We start from the raw sequence: 14526 nt of genomic DNA, 5'->3' as shown, positions 1-14526 counted from the left end.
TTGCTTCGCTGCGTCCGGGATGCCCCGCGGTTCCTGCAACCGCTCTTCAGCCCCAGACGTCCTTCGCCACCTCGAGGATGCGCGAAAGCTTGGCCCATTGCTCCTCCTCGGCCAGCACATTGCCTTCCTCGGTCGAGGCGAAGCCGCATTGCGGCGACAGGCAGAGCTGTTCCAGCGGAGCGTATTTCGCCGCCTCCTCGATGCGGCGCTTCAGATTGTCCTTGCTCTCGATCGCCCCGAACTTCGAGGTGACGAGGCCGAGCACGACCTGCTTGTCGCCCTTGGGCAGGAAGCGCAGCGGCTCGAAACCGCCGGACCGGTCGTCGTCCCATTCCATGAAATAGCCGTCGACATCGATCTGGTTGAAGACGAGATCGGCCACCGGCTCGTAGCCGCCGGACGCGATGAAGGTCGATTTGAAGTTGCCGCGGCAGGTGTGGGTGGTGATCTGCATGTCGGCGGGCTTGGCCTTCAGCGCCGCGTTGAGGATGTCGCGATAGGTGAAGATCAGCTTGTCCGGGTCGTCGCCGCGCTCGGCCAGCATCGTCCTCTGCTCGGGATCGCAGAAATAGGACAGGCTTGTGTCGTCGAGCTGGAGATAGCGGCAGCCGGCGTCGTAGAAGGCCCTGATCGCCTTGGCATAGGCCTTGCCGAGGTCGTCATAGTAATCCTCCATCCTGAGATAGGCGGAAGGATCGACCGCCTTCCGCCCGCCGCGGTAGTGCAGCATGGACGGGCTCGGGATCGTCATCTTCGGCACGCGATCGGTGATCGAGGCCAGGAATCGGAAATGCGCCAGATGCGGATGGTCCTCGGGGAAGTCGAGCTTGCCGGTGACGCGGATGCCCCGCGCCTTGGTCGCGACGCCCTTGAACTGGATGCCTGAATCCGAATCGTAGCCGGTGACGCCGGAAAGCCCTTCGAGAAAGTCGAAATGCCAGAAGGCACGGCGATATTCGCCGTCGGTCACGGCCTGCAGGCCGATCTCCTCCTGCGTCCTGACGAGCTTCCTGATCTCCTCGTCCTCGATCCGCGTCAGCTCGGCCTGGCTCATCTCGCCGGCGGCGACCCTGGCGCGGGCCTCCTTGACCGGCGCGCTGCGCAGCAGGCTTCCGACCATATCGCCCCGGAACGGCGGCTTGGCTCTCTGCGTCATGGTGTTTCCTCCCGGTTCTTCATGGTCAGGCCGCGGCGGCGAGGCCGAGGTGGTGTTCGAGCCGTTCCGGCTCGGCGATGAGCGCGGCGCTGCGCTCGGCCAGGACGACGCGGCCGCGTTCGAGCACGATGGCGTCGTCGGTCAGCTCGAGGATCTTGCGCGCATGCTGCTCGATGACAATGGCGGCGAGCCCCTCCTCGCGGAACAGCGCCTTCAGCGCCTTCAGCAATTCCTCGACGATGATCGGGGCCAGCCCCTCGGTCGGCTCGTCGAGCAGGAGCAGCTTCGGGTTCAGCATCAGCGCCCGGCCGATCGCCAGCATCTGCTGCTCGCCGCCGGAAAGCTGGTTGCCGAGATTGGCCTTGCGCTCCTCCAGCCGCGGGAACATGCGGAAGACGCGGGCGGCGTCCCACGGCCCCGGACGGGCCACCGCCGTCAGGTTCTCCAGCACGGTCAGCGATTTGAAGATGTTGCGCTCCTGCGGCACCCAGCCGATGCCGGCATGGGCCCGCTGCTCGGGCGAGGCGGCGGTGAGGTCGCGCCCGGCGAGCGCGATCCGCCCGCCGCGCCGGCGCGTCACGCCGATGATGCTGTTGACCAGCGTGGTCTTGCCGACGCCGTTGCGCCCGAGCAAGGCGAGCGAACGGCCCTCGGCCAGGGTGAGGTCGATGTCGAACAGCACCTGCGCCTCGCCATAGCCGGCGCTCAGCTTCTCGATGGTCAGGAGCTCGGGAGTCGCTGCGTCAGACATGGGCGTCCTCGCCGAGATAGGCCGCGCGCACGGCCGGGTCGCGCGCCATCTCCTCCGGCGTGCCCTCCGCCAGAACCCGGCCGTTGACCAGCACGGTGATGCGCGTCGCGAAGCGGAAGACGAGGTCCATGTCGTGCTCGATCAGCAGCACCGAGACGTCGTCGGGAAGCTCCGCGACCGTCCGCATCAGCTCGCGGCGCTCGGCCTCGGGCACCCCGGCCGCCGGCTCGTCGAGCAGCAGCACCGAGGGCCGCGCCGCGAAGGCGGCGGCGATCTCGATCTGGCGCTGCTTGCCATAGGGCAGCGTCGCGATCCGCCGGTCCATGATGTCGTCGAGCCGGAAGCGGTTCAGGATCTCCGCCGTCTGGTCGACGAGTTCCGCGTCGCGGTCGAGCGCGCGGAAGGGGTGGCTGCCGCGCCCGAGCCGCTCCGCGGTGACGAGCGCGATCATTTCGAGCGGCGTCATCGTCGCGAAGAGCTGATTGATCTGGAAGGTGCGGGCGAGGCCGCGCTTCACCCGCGCCGCGCGCGGCAGCGTCGTGATCTCCTCGCCCATCAGCTCGATGCGGCCGGAGCTGGGCTTGAGCACGCCGGTGAGCTGGTTGACGAAGGTGGTCTTGCCGGCGCCGTTCGGCCCGATCAGGGCGTGGCGGGCGCCCTTCGCCAGGGTGAAGTCGACATGGTCGGTCGCGGTGATGCCGCCGAAGCTCTTGACCAGGTCGAAGGTCCGGAGTGCCGCGCTCATCGGGCCGCTCCCCTGCCGATGCCGGCGAGACGCCCGGCGACGGCCTTGACGCCGCCATGGATGATCTCGCGTCCGCCGAGCACGAAGAGCACCAGGAAGAGCCCGATCCAGAACATCCAGTATTGCGGCGTGAAGGTCGCGATCGCGTCCTGGAGCAATTTGAAGGCGATGGCGCCGATGAGCCCGCCATAGAGATAGCCGGCACCGCCGATGATCAGCACCAGCATCAGATCGGCCGAGCGGTGGAAATCGAGCACGTCGAGCGAGACGAACTGGGTGGTCTGGGCGAGCAGCGCGCCGGCCGCCCCGGCATAGGTCGCGGCGATCGTGTAGGCGGCGGCGAGGCGGCGCGCATTCGGCACGCCCGAGGCGGAAGCCCTGAGCGGGTTGTCCCGGATCGCGCGCAGCGAGAGCCCGAAGGGCGAATGCACCACCCGCCGCGCCACCAGGAACAGCGTAAAGAGCACGCAGAGCGAATAGAGATAGGCGGTGCGGCCGAAGATGTCGAAATCGAACAGGCCCAGCACCGGCCCCATGACGACGCCCTGCAGCCCGTCGGCGCCGCCGGTGAGCCAGCCGAGGGAGTTCGCCAGCTCGTAGAGGATCAGCGCCACGCCGAGCGTGATCATCAGCCGGGTGAGGTCGGTGCCGCGCAGCACCAGCGGGCTGGTGACGAGGCCGAGCAGCCCGGCGGCCGCCATGCCGGCGGCAAGCCCGGCCAGCGGATCGCCGCCGACATGCTTGGCGAAGAGCCCCGCCGCATAGGCGCCCGTGCCGAGGAAGGCTGCATGCCCCAGCGAGACGATGCCGGCATAGCCGAGGATCAGGTCGAGCGAGAGCGCGAACAAGGCGAGGATCGCGATCTCGTTGAGCAGCAGGAGCTGGCTCGGGAACAGCAGGAAGGCGGCGAAGGCCAGGCACCAGAAGGCGATCTCGGCCGGATGCCAGCGGCGGCCGGCATGGAGCGCCTGCCTGACACGGCTCTCGAAGGTCTCGGCCCTCATGCGCGGACCCTCGCGAACAGCCCGTGCGGGCGGGTGATCAGCAGCACGACCATCAGCGCATAGATGATGAAGGCGCCGATCTCCGGCACCAGGTACTTGCCGATGACATCCGCCACGCCGAGCAGCATCGCGGCGAAGAAGGGGCCGGTGATGCTCGACGTGCCGCCGACGGTGACGACGATCAGGAAGTAGATCATGAATTTCAGCGGAAAGCTCGGGTCGAGCCCCATCAGTTCGATGCCGAGCGCGCCGCCCAACCCCGCCAGCCCGCAGCCCAGCGCGAAGGTCAGCGCGAACAGCCGGTTGACCGGAATGCCGAGCCCGCGCGCCACCCGCGCATCGTCGACGGCGGCGCGCAGCCGGCTGCCGAAGCGGGTGCGGGTGAAGCCCCATTGCAGCGAGACGGCGAGTAGGCCGCAGATCGCGATGACGAAGAGCCGGTAGCGGCCGATGCCGATGCCGGCGACCTCGAAGCGCCCCTGCAGCCAGGGCGGCAGATGCATGAACTGCTGGGTCGAGCCCATCAGCCAGTCGGTACCGGCCACCGCCATGAAGACCAGCCCGATCGAGAACATCACCTGGTCGAGATGACTCTTGCCGTACATCGGCCGGTAGATCAGCCGCTCCAGCACGACCCCGACCAGCGCCGCCGCCAGGAAGGCCAGCGGCAGGCTTGCCAGGAACGGCACGCCCAGCCGCTGCATCGCCTGCACGGCGACATAGCCGCCGAGCATGGCGAAGGCGCCGTGGGCGAGGTTGACGAAATTCATCAGCCCCATGGTCACGGAGAGCCCGCAGCCGAGGACGAAGAGCACCATCCCATAGGCGATGCCGTCGAACAGGATCGTCAGCATGCGTCCTGCACCTGCTCGGCCGGAAATGCCGGTCTCGTCCTGGCTGGACAAGCCACCGTCCTTGCGCGGAGCGAAGCGACGAAGCCATCCAGGGGCGGCAGGGCGCGAGGTTTCAACCCAGCCCCCTGGCTTGCGTCGCTTCGCGGGCAATGACGGTTCTTCACTTGCGGGCCTTCACCGGGTCCTTGACGTCCTTGATCGTCTCGAACTCGACATTGTGGAGCTCGGAGCCGACCTTCTGCGTCTTGCGGACATAGATGTTCTGGATGATGTCGCGGGTCTCGGGGTCGATCTTCACCGGCCCGCGCACGCTCTCCCAGGAGGCGCCCTTCATCGCCGCGATCAGCTTGTCGCCGCTGGAATCGCCCTTGGTCGCCTCCAGCGCCTTGGCGACGAGCTTCATGCCGTCATAGCCGCCCACCGCCATGAAGTTCGGCCGCATGCCGGCATTCGCCTTCTGGAAGGCCGCGACGAACTCCTTGTTCGCCGGGCTGTCATGCGCCGCCGAATAGTGATGCGTGGTGATGGTGCCGAGCGCGACGTCCCCGATGCCCTCGAGGATGTCGTCGTCGACCACGTCGCCGGGGCCGATCAGCTTGACGCCGGCCTTGTCGAGGCCGCGCTCGACGAACTGCTTCATGAACTGCGCCCCGACGCCGGAGGGCACGAAGACGAAAAGCGCGTCCGGCTTGGCCTCGGAGACGCGCTGGAGGAAGGGTGCGAAATCGGGATTGCGCAGCGGCACGCGCACGCTCTCGACCGTGCCGCCGGCCTGCTTGAACCGGCCGGCGAAGGAGGTCTCGGCGTCGATGCCCGGCCCGTAATCGGTGACGACGGTGAAGACCTTCCTGATGCCGTTCTTGGCGGCCCAGTCGGCCATCGGCTCGGAGGCCTGCGGCAGGGTGAAGGAGGTGCGCACGATATAGGGCGAGGCCTCGGTGATCGAGGCGGTCGCCGCCGCCATCACGATCTCCGGCACCTTGGCCTGGGTCGCGATCTGGGCCGTCGCCATGGCGAGCGGCGTCAGGCCGAAGCCGGCCAGCACCGCGACCTTGTCGTTGACCACCAGCTCCTGCGCGAGGCGGCGCGTCGCATCGGCATTGCCGGCGTCGTCCTTGAGGATGACCTCGAGCTTGCGCCCGCCATGCACCGCCCCTTCCCTGGCGAGGAAGAGCTTCACCGCCGCGTCGATCTGCTTGCCGGTCGAGGCGAAGGGCCCCGTCATCGGCAGGATGAGGCCGATCTTCACCGCCTCCTGCGCCAGCGCGTATCCGCTCGTCGAAGCGGCCAGCGCCAGTCCGAGCATGCCACCCAATACCGTCCTGCGATGCGTCATTGCCGTTCCTTCCCCTGCTCTGGCCCGTTCTTCCAAGCCGTTCTTCGTTCGTCTCAATCGTCGTCGCGATAGACCAGGCCCGCCTTGGCGAGGCCGTCGCGCATAGCGTACATGTCCAGTCCCAGCTCGCCAGAGGCGAGACGCCGGCGCTTCTCCTCCTCGGCGGCCTCGCGCTGGCGTGCCGCCGCCGCGACCGCCTCGGCCTCCAGCCGCGGCACCACCATGACCCCGTCGTCATCGGCGACGACGACGTCGCCGGGATGGACCAGCGCCCCGGCGCAGACCACCGGCACATTGACCGAGCCCAGCGTCGCCTTGACCGTGCCCCTGGCCGAGATCGCCCGCGACCAGACCGGGAAGCCCATCCCGCTCAGCACGCGCACGTCGCGCACCCCGGCATCGATGACGAGGCCGACGCCGCCGCGCGCCCTGAGCGAGGTCGCGAGCAGGTCGCCGAACATGCCATCCGTGTTGTCGGTGGTGCAGGCGACGACCAGCACGTCGCCCGGCTGCACCTGCTCGATCGCGACATGGATCATCCAGTTGTCGCCGGGCTGGGCGAGCACGGTGACGGCCCCGCCGGCGATCTGCGCGCCGGCATAGATCGGCCGCATATAGGGCTTCATCAGCCCGCTCCGGCCCATCGCCTCATGGGTGGTCGAGACGCCGAGCTCCCTGAGATCGGCCATGGCGGCGGCGGGCGCGCGCTTTTTCGTGCGGATCACGACGGGGGTCATGCCAGCGCCTCCAGCGCTTCCGGGAACAGCCGCTGATAGGCCTCGCCATAGGTCATCGCCTTGCCGGAGTTGCGCCCGCCCTGCATGCCGCGGTTCAGCGCCACGCGGGTATAGTATTCCCACAGATGCTTCTGCGCCGCGAGGATCTCGAAGGCCTTGCGCTTCTGCTCCCAGACCTCGTCGATGTTGAGGATGACGTTCGGCTTGAAGTTGCATTGCTCGGGCTGGTGCGGCTCGAACAGGAAGACCGGGGGGGCGGCATAGGCGCGGCCCGGATCGGGCTTGTGCCCGGCCGCCTGCGCGATGATGCGCGCCTCCTGGGCGAAGCGCGTCGCCTCGGGATGGTCGACATTGTAGGGGTCTTCCAGCGCATGGGTCAGCACGAAGCGCGGGCCCAGCTCATGGAAGATGTCGATCGCCCGGTCGAGCATTTCGGGGGTGGTGCGCAGCGGATAGTCCCCGGCATCCATGAACTCGATCTCGGCGCCGAGCAGTTCCGCCGCGGCTTGCGCCTCCTCGCGGCGCTGCGCCTTGACGTCCTCCATCCTGACGCCGGCCTTCTTCCAGGCGAACTGGCTCTCGCCGCGCTCGCCATAGGACAGGCAGAGGATCTTCACCCGCATGCCGCGCCGGGCATGCAGCGCGATCGCGCCGCCCGCCCGCCAGACGAAATCGCCCGGATGCGCCGTGATCACCAGACCCGTCTTCTGCGCGCTCGCCATCGCCGCCCGCCCTCCTTCCCAGCTCATTCCGCGGCATGGCGGGCGCCGCCCGCCTGCGCCGCCATGACGCGCGCCGGCACGAAGGCGCGCCCTTCCATCAGGATGCGCGCCGTGCGCAGCAGCCCGGCCCGCTCGACCACCGGCCGCTCGGCGGTCCCGCCCAGCGTCAGCGTCACGGTGAACTCGCCGGTCGGATGCTCGACCGGGAGCGAACGCTCCCGCCCCTGCGGCATCGCCGCCACGGAAGCCGCCGGCGAACCGGGCAGCGCAGCCGCGGTCGCCACCGTCACCGCGGCGAAGACGCCGATCGAGGCGTGGCATTCATGCGGGATGAAGCTGCGGGTGCAGATGGCCCCGCCGGCGCGCGGCGGCGCGACCAGCGCGATCTTCGGCACGACCTTTTGCGCGACGTCGCCGAGATTCATCAGGGGCCCGGCGGCAAGCCTGATGCGCTCGATCCGCGCCTTCAGCTCCATGTCCTTGTCGAGCGCCTCGCGCGGCTCGTAGCCGGTCCGCCCAACATCGGCCGCCCGCATCACGATCACCGGCATGCCGTTGTCGATCAGCGTGCAGGGCACGCCGTCGACCAGATCGACGGTGTTGCCGGTCGGCAGGAGCGCGCCGCAGACCGAGCCCGCGGCATCGAGGAAGGCGATGTCGATCGGCGCCGAGGTGCCCGGCACGCCGTCGATGCGCGCGCTGCCCTCGGCGCTGGCCTCGCCCTCCGGCGTATCCATCGTCAGCGCGGCGACGGTGCCGGTGTTGAGCGTGCGGACCAGCAGCGTCGTGCGCGCGCCATCCGCCTTCGCCAGCCCGCGCGCCAGCGCGAAGGGGCCGATGCCGGCGAGGATGTTGCCGCAATTCGGCGTCGTGTCGACCGAAGCGGTCTCGATGCCGACCTGCGCGAACAGGAAGTCGATATCGCAGCCCGGCTCGCTCGAGCGCGAAACGATCGCGACCTTGCTGGTCAGAGGATGGGCGCCGCCGAGTCCGTCGACCTGCCTTTTGTCGGGCGAACCCATCAGCGCGAGCAGCAAGGCGTCGCGCGAGGCGGTCTCCGCCGGCAGGTCGTCGCGCAGGAAATAGGCGCCTTTCGAGGTGCCGCCGCGGATCAGCATGCAGGGAATGGCGATCTGCCCCATGGCCTAGGCTCCCGCCGCCGTGGCGCGTGCGCCGCGCTGCTGGGCGTCGGCGACGGCAGCGGCCAGCCCCGGCTCCAGCCCCGCGGCGGCGAGCATCTCCGCCGCCTCGCGCATTTCCGCCGCCCGGCGCACGCCATGCGTCGCGACGCGCTCGCGCATGTCGGCGGCGAGCCGGTGGAAGTCGATCGAGGGAAAGGTCGCGTGCAGGCTGGCGAAGACCGGCTCGGTGACGTCCCAGGCCGCGCAGGCCGTGGCGCAGTCGACCATCAGCGCCTCGAGCCCCTTGATCACGATGCTGCGGCAGAGCTTCATCGCCGAGGCACGGCCGAAGGCTTCCGAGACCGGGGTCAGGTTCATGCCGAAGCCGTTGAGCGTGGCCGCCGCGGCTTGCGCCTTCGGTCCGCCGGCGAGGATCGCGACCTTGAGCCCCGGCTTCAGCACCGGCGCCATCACAGCCGCCTCGAGATAGGCGGCCCCGCTCGCCTCGACGGCCCGGGCGGCGCGCTGCTTGGTGGTGGGCGCGGCGGAATTGACGTCGACGAAGATCTGGCCGGGCTTCAGCCAGGACGCGGCCTCGCCCGCCACGGCCTCGGCGCGGTCCGCCGTGACGGCCGAGAAGACGAATGAGGCTCCGGCGCAGGCCTCGGCGGCGGTAGCGCCGAGCCCGACCCCGAGCCGCTGCGCGGCCTGCTCCAGCCGCCGCCCCGGCTCCGTGCCGAACAGCAGGTCGTAGGCGCGGATGCCGGCCACGCCATTGGCCAGCAGATCGCGCGCAAAGGTCTGCCCGACCTCGCCGAACCCGATGAACGCGATCGTCGCCGGTGTCGAACCAGCCATCGCCGCCACTCCTGATGCGTTTCCGTCCCGCGCCAAGGGTGGAGCAGCCTCATCCCCTCATCAAATGATAAGAATGCAGTGATTGATTATTTCGATTCATCTTTCCGCGCCGCCACGCCGCGCTTCAGCGCCTGGCTGAGCAGGACGAGCAGATCGCGCGCGGCCGGCCGCAGCGGCACGCTCTTGCGGGTGACGACGCCGAGCGTGCGCGTCACGGCCGGCGCGCGCAGCGGCACCGCCACCAGCTCGCCATCGGCGAGCGCATCGAGCGCGAGCTGGGGCACGATCGCGTAGCCGATGCCGGCGCGCACCAGGCTGACGGCGGTGACGACGCGCTGGACCTCGTAGCGCCAGCTCAGCGCCTCCCGGCGCGGCCCCAGCGCGTCGTCGATCAGGATCCGGTTCCCGGTCTCGGCGCTGACCCGCACCAGCGGCTCGCCCTGGAGCTGCGCCCAGCTCAGCGCGGGCGCCGCGGCGAGCGGCATGCTGCGATGGCTGAGCAGCACGAAGGGCTCCTTGACCACCGGCTTGAGCTCCAGGTCCCAGCGATTGGCGGCGACGATGGTGACGCCGAACTCCGCCTCGCCCGACTGCACCTTGTCCGCGATCTCCGAAGCCGAATTGTCGTGCACCCTGACGCCGATGCCGGGATGGCGCCGGGCGAAGGCGGCGATGACGGAGGGCATGCAATGCACCGCGATCGTCGGCAGGCAGCCGACCGAGACCTGCTCGGCCCCCTCCCGCGTCTCGACCCGGACCTCGCCCAGCGCCGAGCCGAGATCCTCGAAGATGCGCCGCGCCCGCGGCAGCAGCGTCGTCCCGGCGGCGGTGAGCGAGACCTGCCGGGTGGTGCGCAGGAAGAGCGGCGTGCCGAGCGCCTCCTCCAGCTTGCGGATGCGGTGGCTGAGCGCGGTCTGCGAGAGGTTCAGATGCGATGCGGCCGCCCGGAAGCTGCCGCGCTCGGCGATGCTGACGAAGGCCTGAAGCCCCAGGACATCAACGCGCATGGGAGACATCCGGGGGCGAACCCGCTCCGGCGGCGCCGCGCCATGCGGAAGTGGCGGACAGGGAGGGATTTGAACCCCCGATACCCTTGCAGGTATGCCGCATTTCGAGTGCGGTGCATTCAACCACTCTGCCACCTGTCCGCGGTCGCCTTCGGTCGAAGCGAGGCGCTTACTACACAAGCCGCGCCCGGGGAGCAAGCCTCTCCGGCCGGAGAAATCTACCGTCCCCAGCCGGTTTCGCTTGACCTTCCGCCCCGCGGCGACTATCGAGCCCCATCCGGCGTGGGGAAACCCGCGCCCGATCTCTTTTGGCATGTGCGCTGCGTCGCATGCCGGCCAGAGCAAGCCAGACCACGCAATCGACTGCCAAAAAGCCGTCCCGCGGGCTTCCATCCGGAAGCCGCGACAGGACGGGGCCGAACATGGAGGACAAAATGTTCGCAGTCATCAAGACCGGCGGGAAGCAGTTCCGCGTCGCCGCCAACGACAAGATCACCGTCGCCAAGATCGAGGGCAACCCGGGCGACACCGTCGCCTTCGGCTCCGTGCTGATGCTCACCGAGGGCGAGAAGACCACGCTCGACGCCAAGGCCCTTTCCGAGATCACCGTTGCGGCTGAGATCGTCGAGCAGGCCCGCGGCGAGAAGGTCATCGCCTTCAAGAAGCGCCGCCGCCAGAACTCGAAGCGCAAGCGCGGCTTCCGCGCCGAGCTGACCGTCATCCGCATCACCGACATCCTCACCGGCGGCAAGAAGCCGGAGATGAAGAAGGCCGATGCCGCCGCTCCGGCCGCCGAAAAGGCCAAGGCCGCTCCGAAGGCCGCCAAGGCCGAGGCCGGCGAGGAAGCCGAGAAGCCGAAGAAGGCCGCCGCCAAGAAGGCTCCGGCCAAGAAGGCGGCCAAGGACGAGGCGTCCGAGGCCTGAGGTCGGGTTTTCCCGGCGTCGATATCTGCGCCGGACCATCATCGTCGAGGCATCGCCCTCGCTCTGTCGCTGCTGACAGAATGGTGCTCCGGCATTTCGTATCCGAGACGGGTGGCCTTCGCCGCCGATTCGGGTTAGAGAGACACGACAAGTTTTGAGGTAGGGCGTCATGGCTCACAAAAAGGCAGGCGGCTCGTCGCGTAACGGCCGCGATTCCGAAAGCAAGCGACTCGGCGTGAAGCGCTTCGGCGATCAGGCCGTCGTTGCCGGCAACATCATTATTCGTCAGCGCGGCACGAAGTGGCATGCCGGCGTCAATGTCGGCATGGGCAAAGACCATACCCTCTTTGCGACGACGAACGGCCGCGTCCGATTCACCACGAAACTCGGCCGAGCTTTCGTGAACGTAGTCCCGGCCCAAGAGGCCGCAGAGTAAAAGGCGGATAGGGACATCTCTCGATCCGCCGGTTCCATCGAACCGAACGGATCAAGGGTTGAAGGCCCGCTGAGGGTCTCCCGAAGGTCAGCGAGAGGGGAGATGGGACCAAAGTCCCAGCTCCCTTTTTTCGTTTGCGCCGACGGAGAGACACGATGTTCCCCGAATTGACCCGCGACGATGTCTTCCGGCTCGAGACCCGGCGTCTCTGGCTGCGTTGGCCCCGCATGGCCGATGCCAACGCCATCCTTCGCCAGGCCGGCGACAAGGCGGTGGCGGAGATGACGGCATCGATCCCGCACCCCTATCCGCCCGAGGCGGTGGAGCCCTTCATCTTCGCGATGCGCAAGGGCAACGCGCTGGGCGAGCATCTCGCGCTGGCGATCACGCCGCGCGCGAAGCCGAACGAGCTGATCGGCATGATCGGCGCGCACCGGCAGGCGACGGGCACGCCCTTCATCGGCTACTGGCTCGGCACCCAGCACTGGGGCAAGGGCTACGCCACCGAGGCGGTCCAGGGCCTGATCGACACGCTGTTCTCGCTGGTCGACATCCCGGCGATCGAGGCCGACACGCGCGTCATCAACCCGGCCTCGCGGCGGGTGCTGGAGAAGTCCGGCTTCCGCCCGGAAGGCTCCTTCCTGAAGTCGCTGCCGGCCCGCGGCGGGCTGTTCCCCTGCGAGCAGTTCCGGCTCGACCGCTCGACCTGGGCGGCGCTGAAGAGATGGGGCGCCACCGGCTGGACGCATGCGCCCGGCCAGGCGGAAGACCCATCCGACGCGCCGGAGCCCGAGCTTCCGACCCGGGGCCAGCAGATGCAGGGCGAGCCCTGCCCGGCTTGAGCGCGTCGGAAAAGGACAGCCGCGGATAGCCAACCTCCACGGCTCCGATCGGCCAAAAAATGCCCGGCTTACCGCCGGGCATTTCTCTTTGGTGGCATAGGGCCACCTCCTGCCCGCAGGCAGGCTACGTCACTTCACGAAGGTCCCGTGCAGCTCGTCCTCGATATGCACGCGGATGATCTCCTCGAAATTCGACTCGGCCCTGAAGCCGAGCGCCAGCGCCCGCTGCGGGTCGAAGTTGCGCGGCCAGCCGGCGACGATCCTGTCGATCACCGGATCGGTCTCGCGGCGAATACGCTTCACCACGTTCTCGCCGGCGACCTTGCGCAGCATCTCGATCTGCTCGGCCACGGTGCAGGAATAGCCCGGCATGGTCAGCGCCCGGCGCGGGCCGATGGCGGCGGTGTCCATCGTCGCGGCATGGACGAGGAAGCCCACCGCCGAGCGTGGCGAGGCATGCCAGTGACGCACCTGGTCCGAAACCGGCAGCACCGCCTCCTCGCCGTTCAGCGGCTCGCGGATGATGTTCGAGAAGAAGCCGGAGGCGGCCTTGTTGGGCTTGCCCGGACGCACGCAGATCGTCGGCAGGCGGATGCCGACCCCGTCGAAGAAGCCGCGCCGCGAATAGTCGCAGAGCAGCAATTCGCCGATCGCCTTCTGCGTACCGTAGCTGGTCAGCGGCGTGGTGAAGAACTCGTCCTCGATCTTCTCGTGGAAGGGCGCGCCGAACACGGCGACCGATGAGGTGAAGACCAGGCGCGGCATATAGCCCTCCGCATGGCGGATCGCCTCGAACAGATAGCGCGTGCCGTCGAGATTGATCCGGTAGCCCTTGTCGAAATCGGCTTCCGCCTCGCCCGAGACGACCGCGGCGAGATGGATGATCACCTCCGGCCGGGTCGCGATCAGCTTCTCCGCCTCGCCCGCGAGCGAGAGATCGGAGACGACCGATTCGAAGTCGAAGGGCGCGGCCGCCGGCGGCGTGGCCGGCACGACGTCCTGCGCCGTCACGCGGGTGACGGGCTTGCCGCCGAGCCCGCCATCGCGGGCCAGCCGCTCGATGAATTTGCGCCCGACCATGCCGGCGCCGCCGAGAACGAGGATATGCATCCTTACCTCCCTGGAGTTCTGAGATCGTGCTGATCGGCCCGAGACGATCGGGCCGCCCCGGGCTCTGCCCGGGGTCCGTGCCGGCGCGCTTCCGCCGAAGGCTCAGCCCCGGCTTCCGGCGCGGCGCTTCGCGCCGGCCGGAACGAAGCGTGCATGCCGGGCTGCCGCGTCAGAGCGCGAAGCCGCCATCGGCGAGATGGATCTGGCCGGTGGTGTAGGTCGCCTCGTCCGAGCCAAGATAGACCGCGAGCCAGGCGATCTCCTCGGCGGTGCCGAGCCGGCCCATCGGCTGGCGGTCGATGAAGGCCTGGCGGGCGGCGGCCTCGGTCACGCCGGTCGAGGCGGCGAGGTCCTTGATGCGCTGGTCGAGCGAGGGCGACTGGATGGTGCCCGGGCAGATCGCATTGGCGCGGATGCCCTTCTTGATGAAGTCGGCCGCCACGGATTTGGTCAGGCCGATCACCGCCGCCTTGGTCGCGCCATAGGCGTAGCGGTTCGGGATGCCGCGCACCGAGCCGGCGCCCGAGGCGATGTTGACGATCGAGCCCGCGCCCTTGGCCAGCATGCCCGGCAGGAAGGCCTGGATCGTGCGGTGCATCGCCTTGACGTTGAGGTCGAAGGAGAAGTCCCAGGCCTTGTCGTCGGTGTCGAGGACCGTGCCGTGATGGACGAAGCCGGCCGCGTTGACGAGGATGTCGATCGGCCCGACCTTCTCGGCGAAGGCGTTGACGGCCTTGGTCGAGAGCACGTCGAGCTTGCGCTTCTTCGCCTTCGGAATGCCCTCGAGCAGGGTGACGTCCTTGTCCGTCGCCCAGACCGTGGCTCCCTCCGCGACGAAGGCCTCGGCGATGGCCCGGCCGATGCCCTGCCCCGCTGCGGTGACGACCGCGACCTTGCCCTTCAAACGACCCGCCATGTTCCTGT

The 14526-nt window shown here is 68.8% G+C and carries 16 protein-coding genes and 1 tRNA gene; 3 read left to right on the top strand and 14 right to left on the bottom strand.

Annotated elements, in window-relative coordinates; translation table 11 throughout:
* Window positions 1-46: 46 nt before the first annotated feature.
* The 12 genes from ACWH43_RS04090 to ACWH43_RS04035 all read right to left on the bottom strand — a co-directional run bounded on the left by ACWH43_RS04090 (window position 47) and on the right by ACWH43_RS04035 (window position 10432).
* Window positions 47-1156, bottom strand: a complete 1110-nt coding sequence (locus ACWH43_RS04090) for a 5-methyltetrahydropteroyltriglutamate--homocysteine S-methyltransferase (RefSeq protein WP_158444304.1) — start codon at window positions 1154-1156, stop codon at window positions 47-49.
* A gap of 25 nt (window positions 1157-1181) precedes the next feature.
* Window positions 1182-1907, bottom strand: a complete 726-nt coding sequence (locus ACWH43_RS04085; protein WP_158444305.1) for an ABC transporter ATP-binding protein — start codon at window positions 1905-1907, stop codon at window positions 1182-1184.
* A complete protein-coding gene (locus tag ACWH43_RS04080) occupies window positions 1900-2652 on the bottom strand; it encodes an ABC transporter ATP-binding protein (protein ID WP_158444306.1) in 753 nt (250 codons plus the stop codon). The genes ACWH43_RS04085 and ACWH43_RS04080 overlap by 8 nt, the downstream gene beginning before the upstream one ends.
* The gene (locus ACWH43_RS04075; RefSeq protein ID WP_158444307.1) at window positions 2649-3656 is read right to left on the bottom strand and encodes a branched-chain amino acid ABC transporter permease; all 1008 of its coding nucleotides are present in this window, start codon (window positions 3654-3656) and stop codon (window positions 2649-2651) included. Before ACWH43_RS04075 ends, ACWH43_RS04080 begins: the two co-directional genes overlap by 4 nt.
* Window positions 3653-4510 carry a branched-chain amino acid ABC transporter permease gene (locus ACWH43_RS04070; protein ID WP_158444334.1) on the bottom strand — a complete coding sequence of 286 codons (858 nt, stop codon included), beginning with the start codon at window positions 4508-4510 and terminating at the stop codon, window positions 3653-3655. The genes ACWH43_RS04075 and ACWH43_RS04070 overlap by 4 nt, the downstream gene beginning before the upstream one ends.
* A gap of 160 nt (window positions 4511-4670) precedes the next feature.
* A complete protein-coding gene (locus ACWH43_RS04065; RefSeq protein WP_158444308.1) occupies window positions 4671-5846 on the bottom strand; it encodes an ABC transporter substrate-binding protein in 1176 nt (391 codons plus the stop codon).
* A gap of 53 nt (window positions 5847-5899) precedes the next feature.
* On the bottom strand, window positions 5900-6583 hold the full coding sequence (locus ACWH43_RS04060) for a 4-carboxy-4-hydroxy-2-oxoadipate aldolase/oxaloacetate decarboxylase (protein ID WP_158444309.1): 684 nt from the start codon (window positions 6581-6583) through the stop codon (window positions 5900-5902).
* A complete protein-coding gene (locus tag ACWH43_RS04055) occupies window positions 6580-7305 on the bottom strand; it encodes a PIG-L deacetylase family protein (RefSeq protein WP_158448047.1) in 726 nt (241 codons plus the stop codon). The genes ACWH43_RS04060 and ACWH43_RS04055 overlap by 4 nt, the downstream gene beginning before the upstream one ends.
* A 23-nt stretch (window positions 7306-7328) precedes the next feature.
* Window positions 7329-8447 carry a 4-oxalomesaconate tautomerase gene (locus tag ACWH43_RS04050; RefSeq protein WP_158471785.1) on the bottom strand — a complete coding sequence of 373 codons (1119 nt, stop codon included), beginning with the start codon at window positions 8445-8447 and terminating at the stop codon, window positions 7329-7331.
* A 3-nt stretch (window positions 8448-8450) separates the two neighbouring features.
* Complete coding sequence (locus tag ACWH43_RS04045) at window positions 8451-9284, bottom strand: NAD(P)-dependent oxidoreductase (protein ID WP_158444311.1); 834 nt, start codon at window positions 9282-9284, stop codon at window positions 8451-8453.
* Between the two features lie 86 nt (window positions 9285-9370).
* Window positions 9371-10291, bottom strand: coding sequence for a LysR family transcriptional regulator (locus ACWH43_RS04040; protein ID WP_260348923.1), 921 nt, complete (start codon window positions 10289-10291; stop codon window positions 9371-9373).
* 51 nt (window positions 10292-10342) lie between these two features.
* A tRNA-Ser gene (locus ACWH43_RS04035) sits at window positions 10343-10432 on the bottom strand.
* Between the two features lie 293 nt (window positions 10433-10725).
* On the opposite strand from ACWH43_RS04035, the gene rplU reads away from it, so the two are divergent.
* The 3 genes from rplU to ACWH43_RS04020 all read left to right on the top strand — a co-directional run bounded on the left by rplU (window position 10726) and on the right by ACWH43_RS04020 (window position 12492).
* Window positions 10726-11214: a 50S ribosomal protein L21 gene (rplU, locus tag ACWH43_RS04030; RefSeq protein WP_158444313.1), complete on the top strand. Its 489-nt coding sequence runs from the start codon at window positions 10726-10728 to the stop codon at window positions 11212-11214.
* A gap of 169 nt (window positions 11215-11383) precedes the next feature.
* Window positions 11384-11650 (top strand): 50S ribosomal protein L27, encoded by a 267-nt coding sequence (gene rpmA / locus ACWH43_RS04025; RefSeq protein ID WP_043241804.1) that lies wholly within the window; start codon window positions 11384-11386, stop codon window positions 11648-11650.
* Between the two features lie 155 nt (window positions 11651-11805).
* Window positions 11806-12492: a GNAT family N-acetyltransferase gene (locus tag ACWH43_RS04020; protein ID WP_158444314.1), complete on the top strand. Its 687-nt coding sequence runs from the start codon at window positions 11806-11808 to the stop codon at window positions 12490-12492.
* Between the two features lie 129 nt (window positions 12493-12621).
* Here the strand turns inward: ACWH43_RS04020 and denD are convergent, their stop codons facing one another.
* On the bottom strand, window positions 12622-13602 hold the full coding sequence (denD, locus tag ACWH43_RS04015) for a D-erythronate dehydrogenase (protein ID WP_158444315.1): 981 nt from the start codon (window positions 13600-13602) through the stop codon (window positions 12622-12624).
* 169 nt (window positions 13603-13771) lie between these two features.
* Window positions 13772-14518: an SDR family oxidoreductase gene (locus ACWH43_RS04010; protein WP_158444316.1), complete on the bottom strand. Its 747-nt coding sequence runs from the start codon at window positions 14516-14518 to the stop codon at window positions 13772-13774.
* Window positions 14519-14526 lie beyond the last annotated feature (8 nt).

This window comes from Allobosea minatitlanensis, from assembly GCF_964020775.1.
The sequence above is the reverse complement of the archived record's forward strand: the minus strand, read 5'-3'. Positions and strand labels throughout refer to the sequence as shown.

Excerpts from the sequence above, each read along its gene's own strand:
- ACWH43_RS04090 (WP_158444304.1), bottom strand. The coding sequence starts at position 1,156 with ATGACGCAGAGAGCCAAGCCGCCGTTCCGGGGCGATATGGTCGGAAGC.
- ACWH43_RS04085 (WP_158444305.1), bottom strand. The coding sequence starts at position 1,907 with ATGTCTGACGCAGCGACTCCCGAGCTCCTGACCATCGAGAAGCTGAGC.
- ACWH43_RS04080 (WP_158444306.1), bottom strand. The coding sequence starts at position 2,652 with ATGAGCGCGGCACTCCGGACCTTCGACCTGGTCAAGAGCTTCGGCGGC.
- ACWH43_RS04075 (WP_158444307.1), bottom strand. The coding sequence starts at position 3,656 with ATGAGGGCCGAGACCTTCGAGAGCCGTGTCAGGCAGGCGCTCCATGCC.
- ACWH43_RS04070 (WP_158444334.1), bottom strand. The coding sequence starts at position 4,510 with ATGCTGACGATCCTGTTCGACGGCATCGCCTATGGGATGGTGCTCTTC.
- ACWH43_RS04065 (WP_158444308.1), bottom strand. The coding sequence starts at position 5,846 with ATGACGCATCGCAGGACGGTATTGGGTGGCATGCTCGGACTGGCGCTG.
- ACWH43_RS04060 (WP_158444309.1), bottom strand. The coding sequence starts at position 6,583 with ATGACCCCCGTCGTGATCCGCACGAAAAAGCGCGCGCCCGCCGCCGCC.
- ACWH43_RS04055 (WP_158448047.1), bottom strand. The coding sequence starts at position 7,305 with ATGGCGAGCGCGCAGAAGACGGGTCTGGTGATCACGGCGCATCCGGGC.
- ACWH43_RS04050 (WP_158471785.1), bottom strand. The coding sequence starts at position 8,447 with ATGGGGCAGATCGCCATTCCCTGCATGCTGATCCGCGGCGGCACCTCG.
- ACWH43_RS04045 (WP_158444311.1), bottom strand. The coding sequence starts at position 9,284 with ATGGCTGGTTCGACACCGGCGACGATCGCGTTCATCGGGTTCGGCGAG.
- ACWH43_RS04040 (WP_260348923.1), bottom strand. The coding sequence starts at position 10,291 with ATGCGCGTTGATGTCCTGGGGCTTCAGGCCTTCGTCAGCATCGCCGAG.
- rplU (WP_158444313.1), top strand. The coding sequence starts at position 10,726 with ATGTTCGCAGTCATCAAGACCGGCGGGAAGCAGTTCCGCGTCGCCGCC.
- rpmA (WP_043241804.1), top strand. The coding sequence starts at position 11,384 with ATGGCTCACAAAAAGGCAGGCGGCTCGTCGCGTAACGGCCGCGATTCC.
- ACWH43_RS04020 (WP_158444314.1), top strand. The coding sequence starts at position 11,806 with ATGTTCCCCGAATTGACCCGCGACGATGTCTTCCGGCTCGAGACCCGG.
- denD (WP_158444315.1), bottom strand. The coding sequence starts at position 13,602 with ATGCATATCCTCGTTCTCGGCGGCGCCGGCATGGTCGGGCGCAAATTC.
- ACWH43_RS04010 (WP_158444316.1), bottom strand. The coding sequence starts at position 14,518 with ATGGCGGGTCGTTTGAAGGGCAAGGTCGCGGTCGTCACCGCAGCGGGG.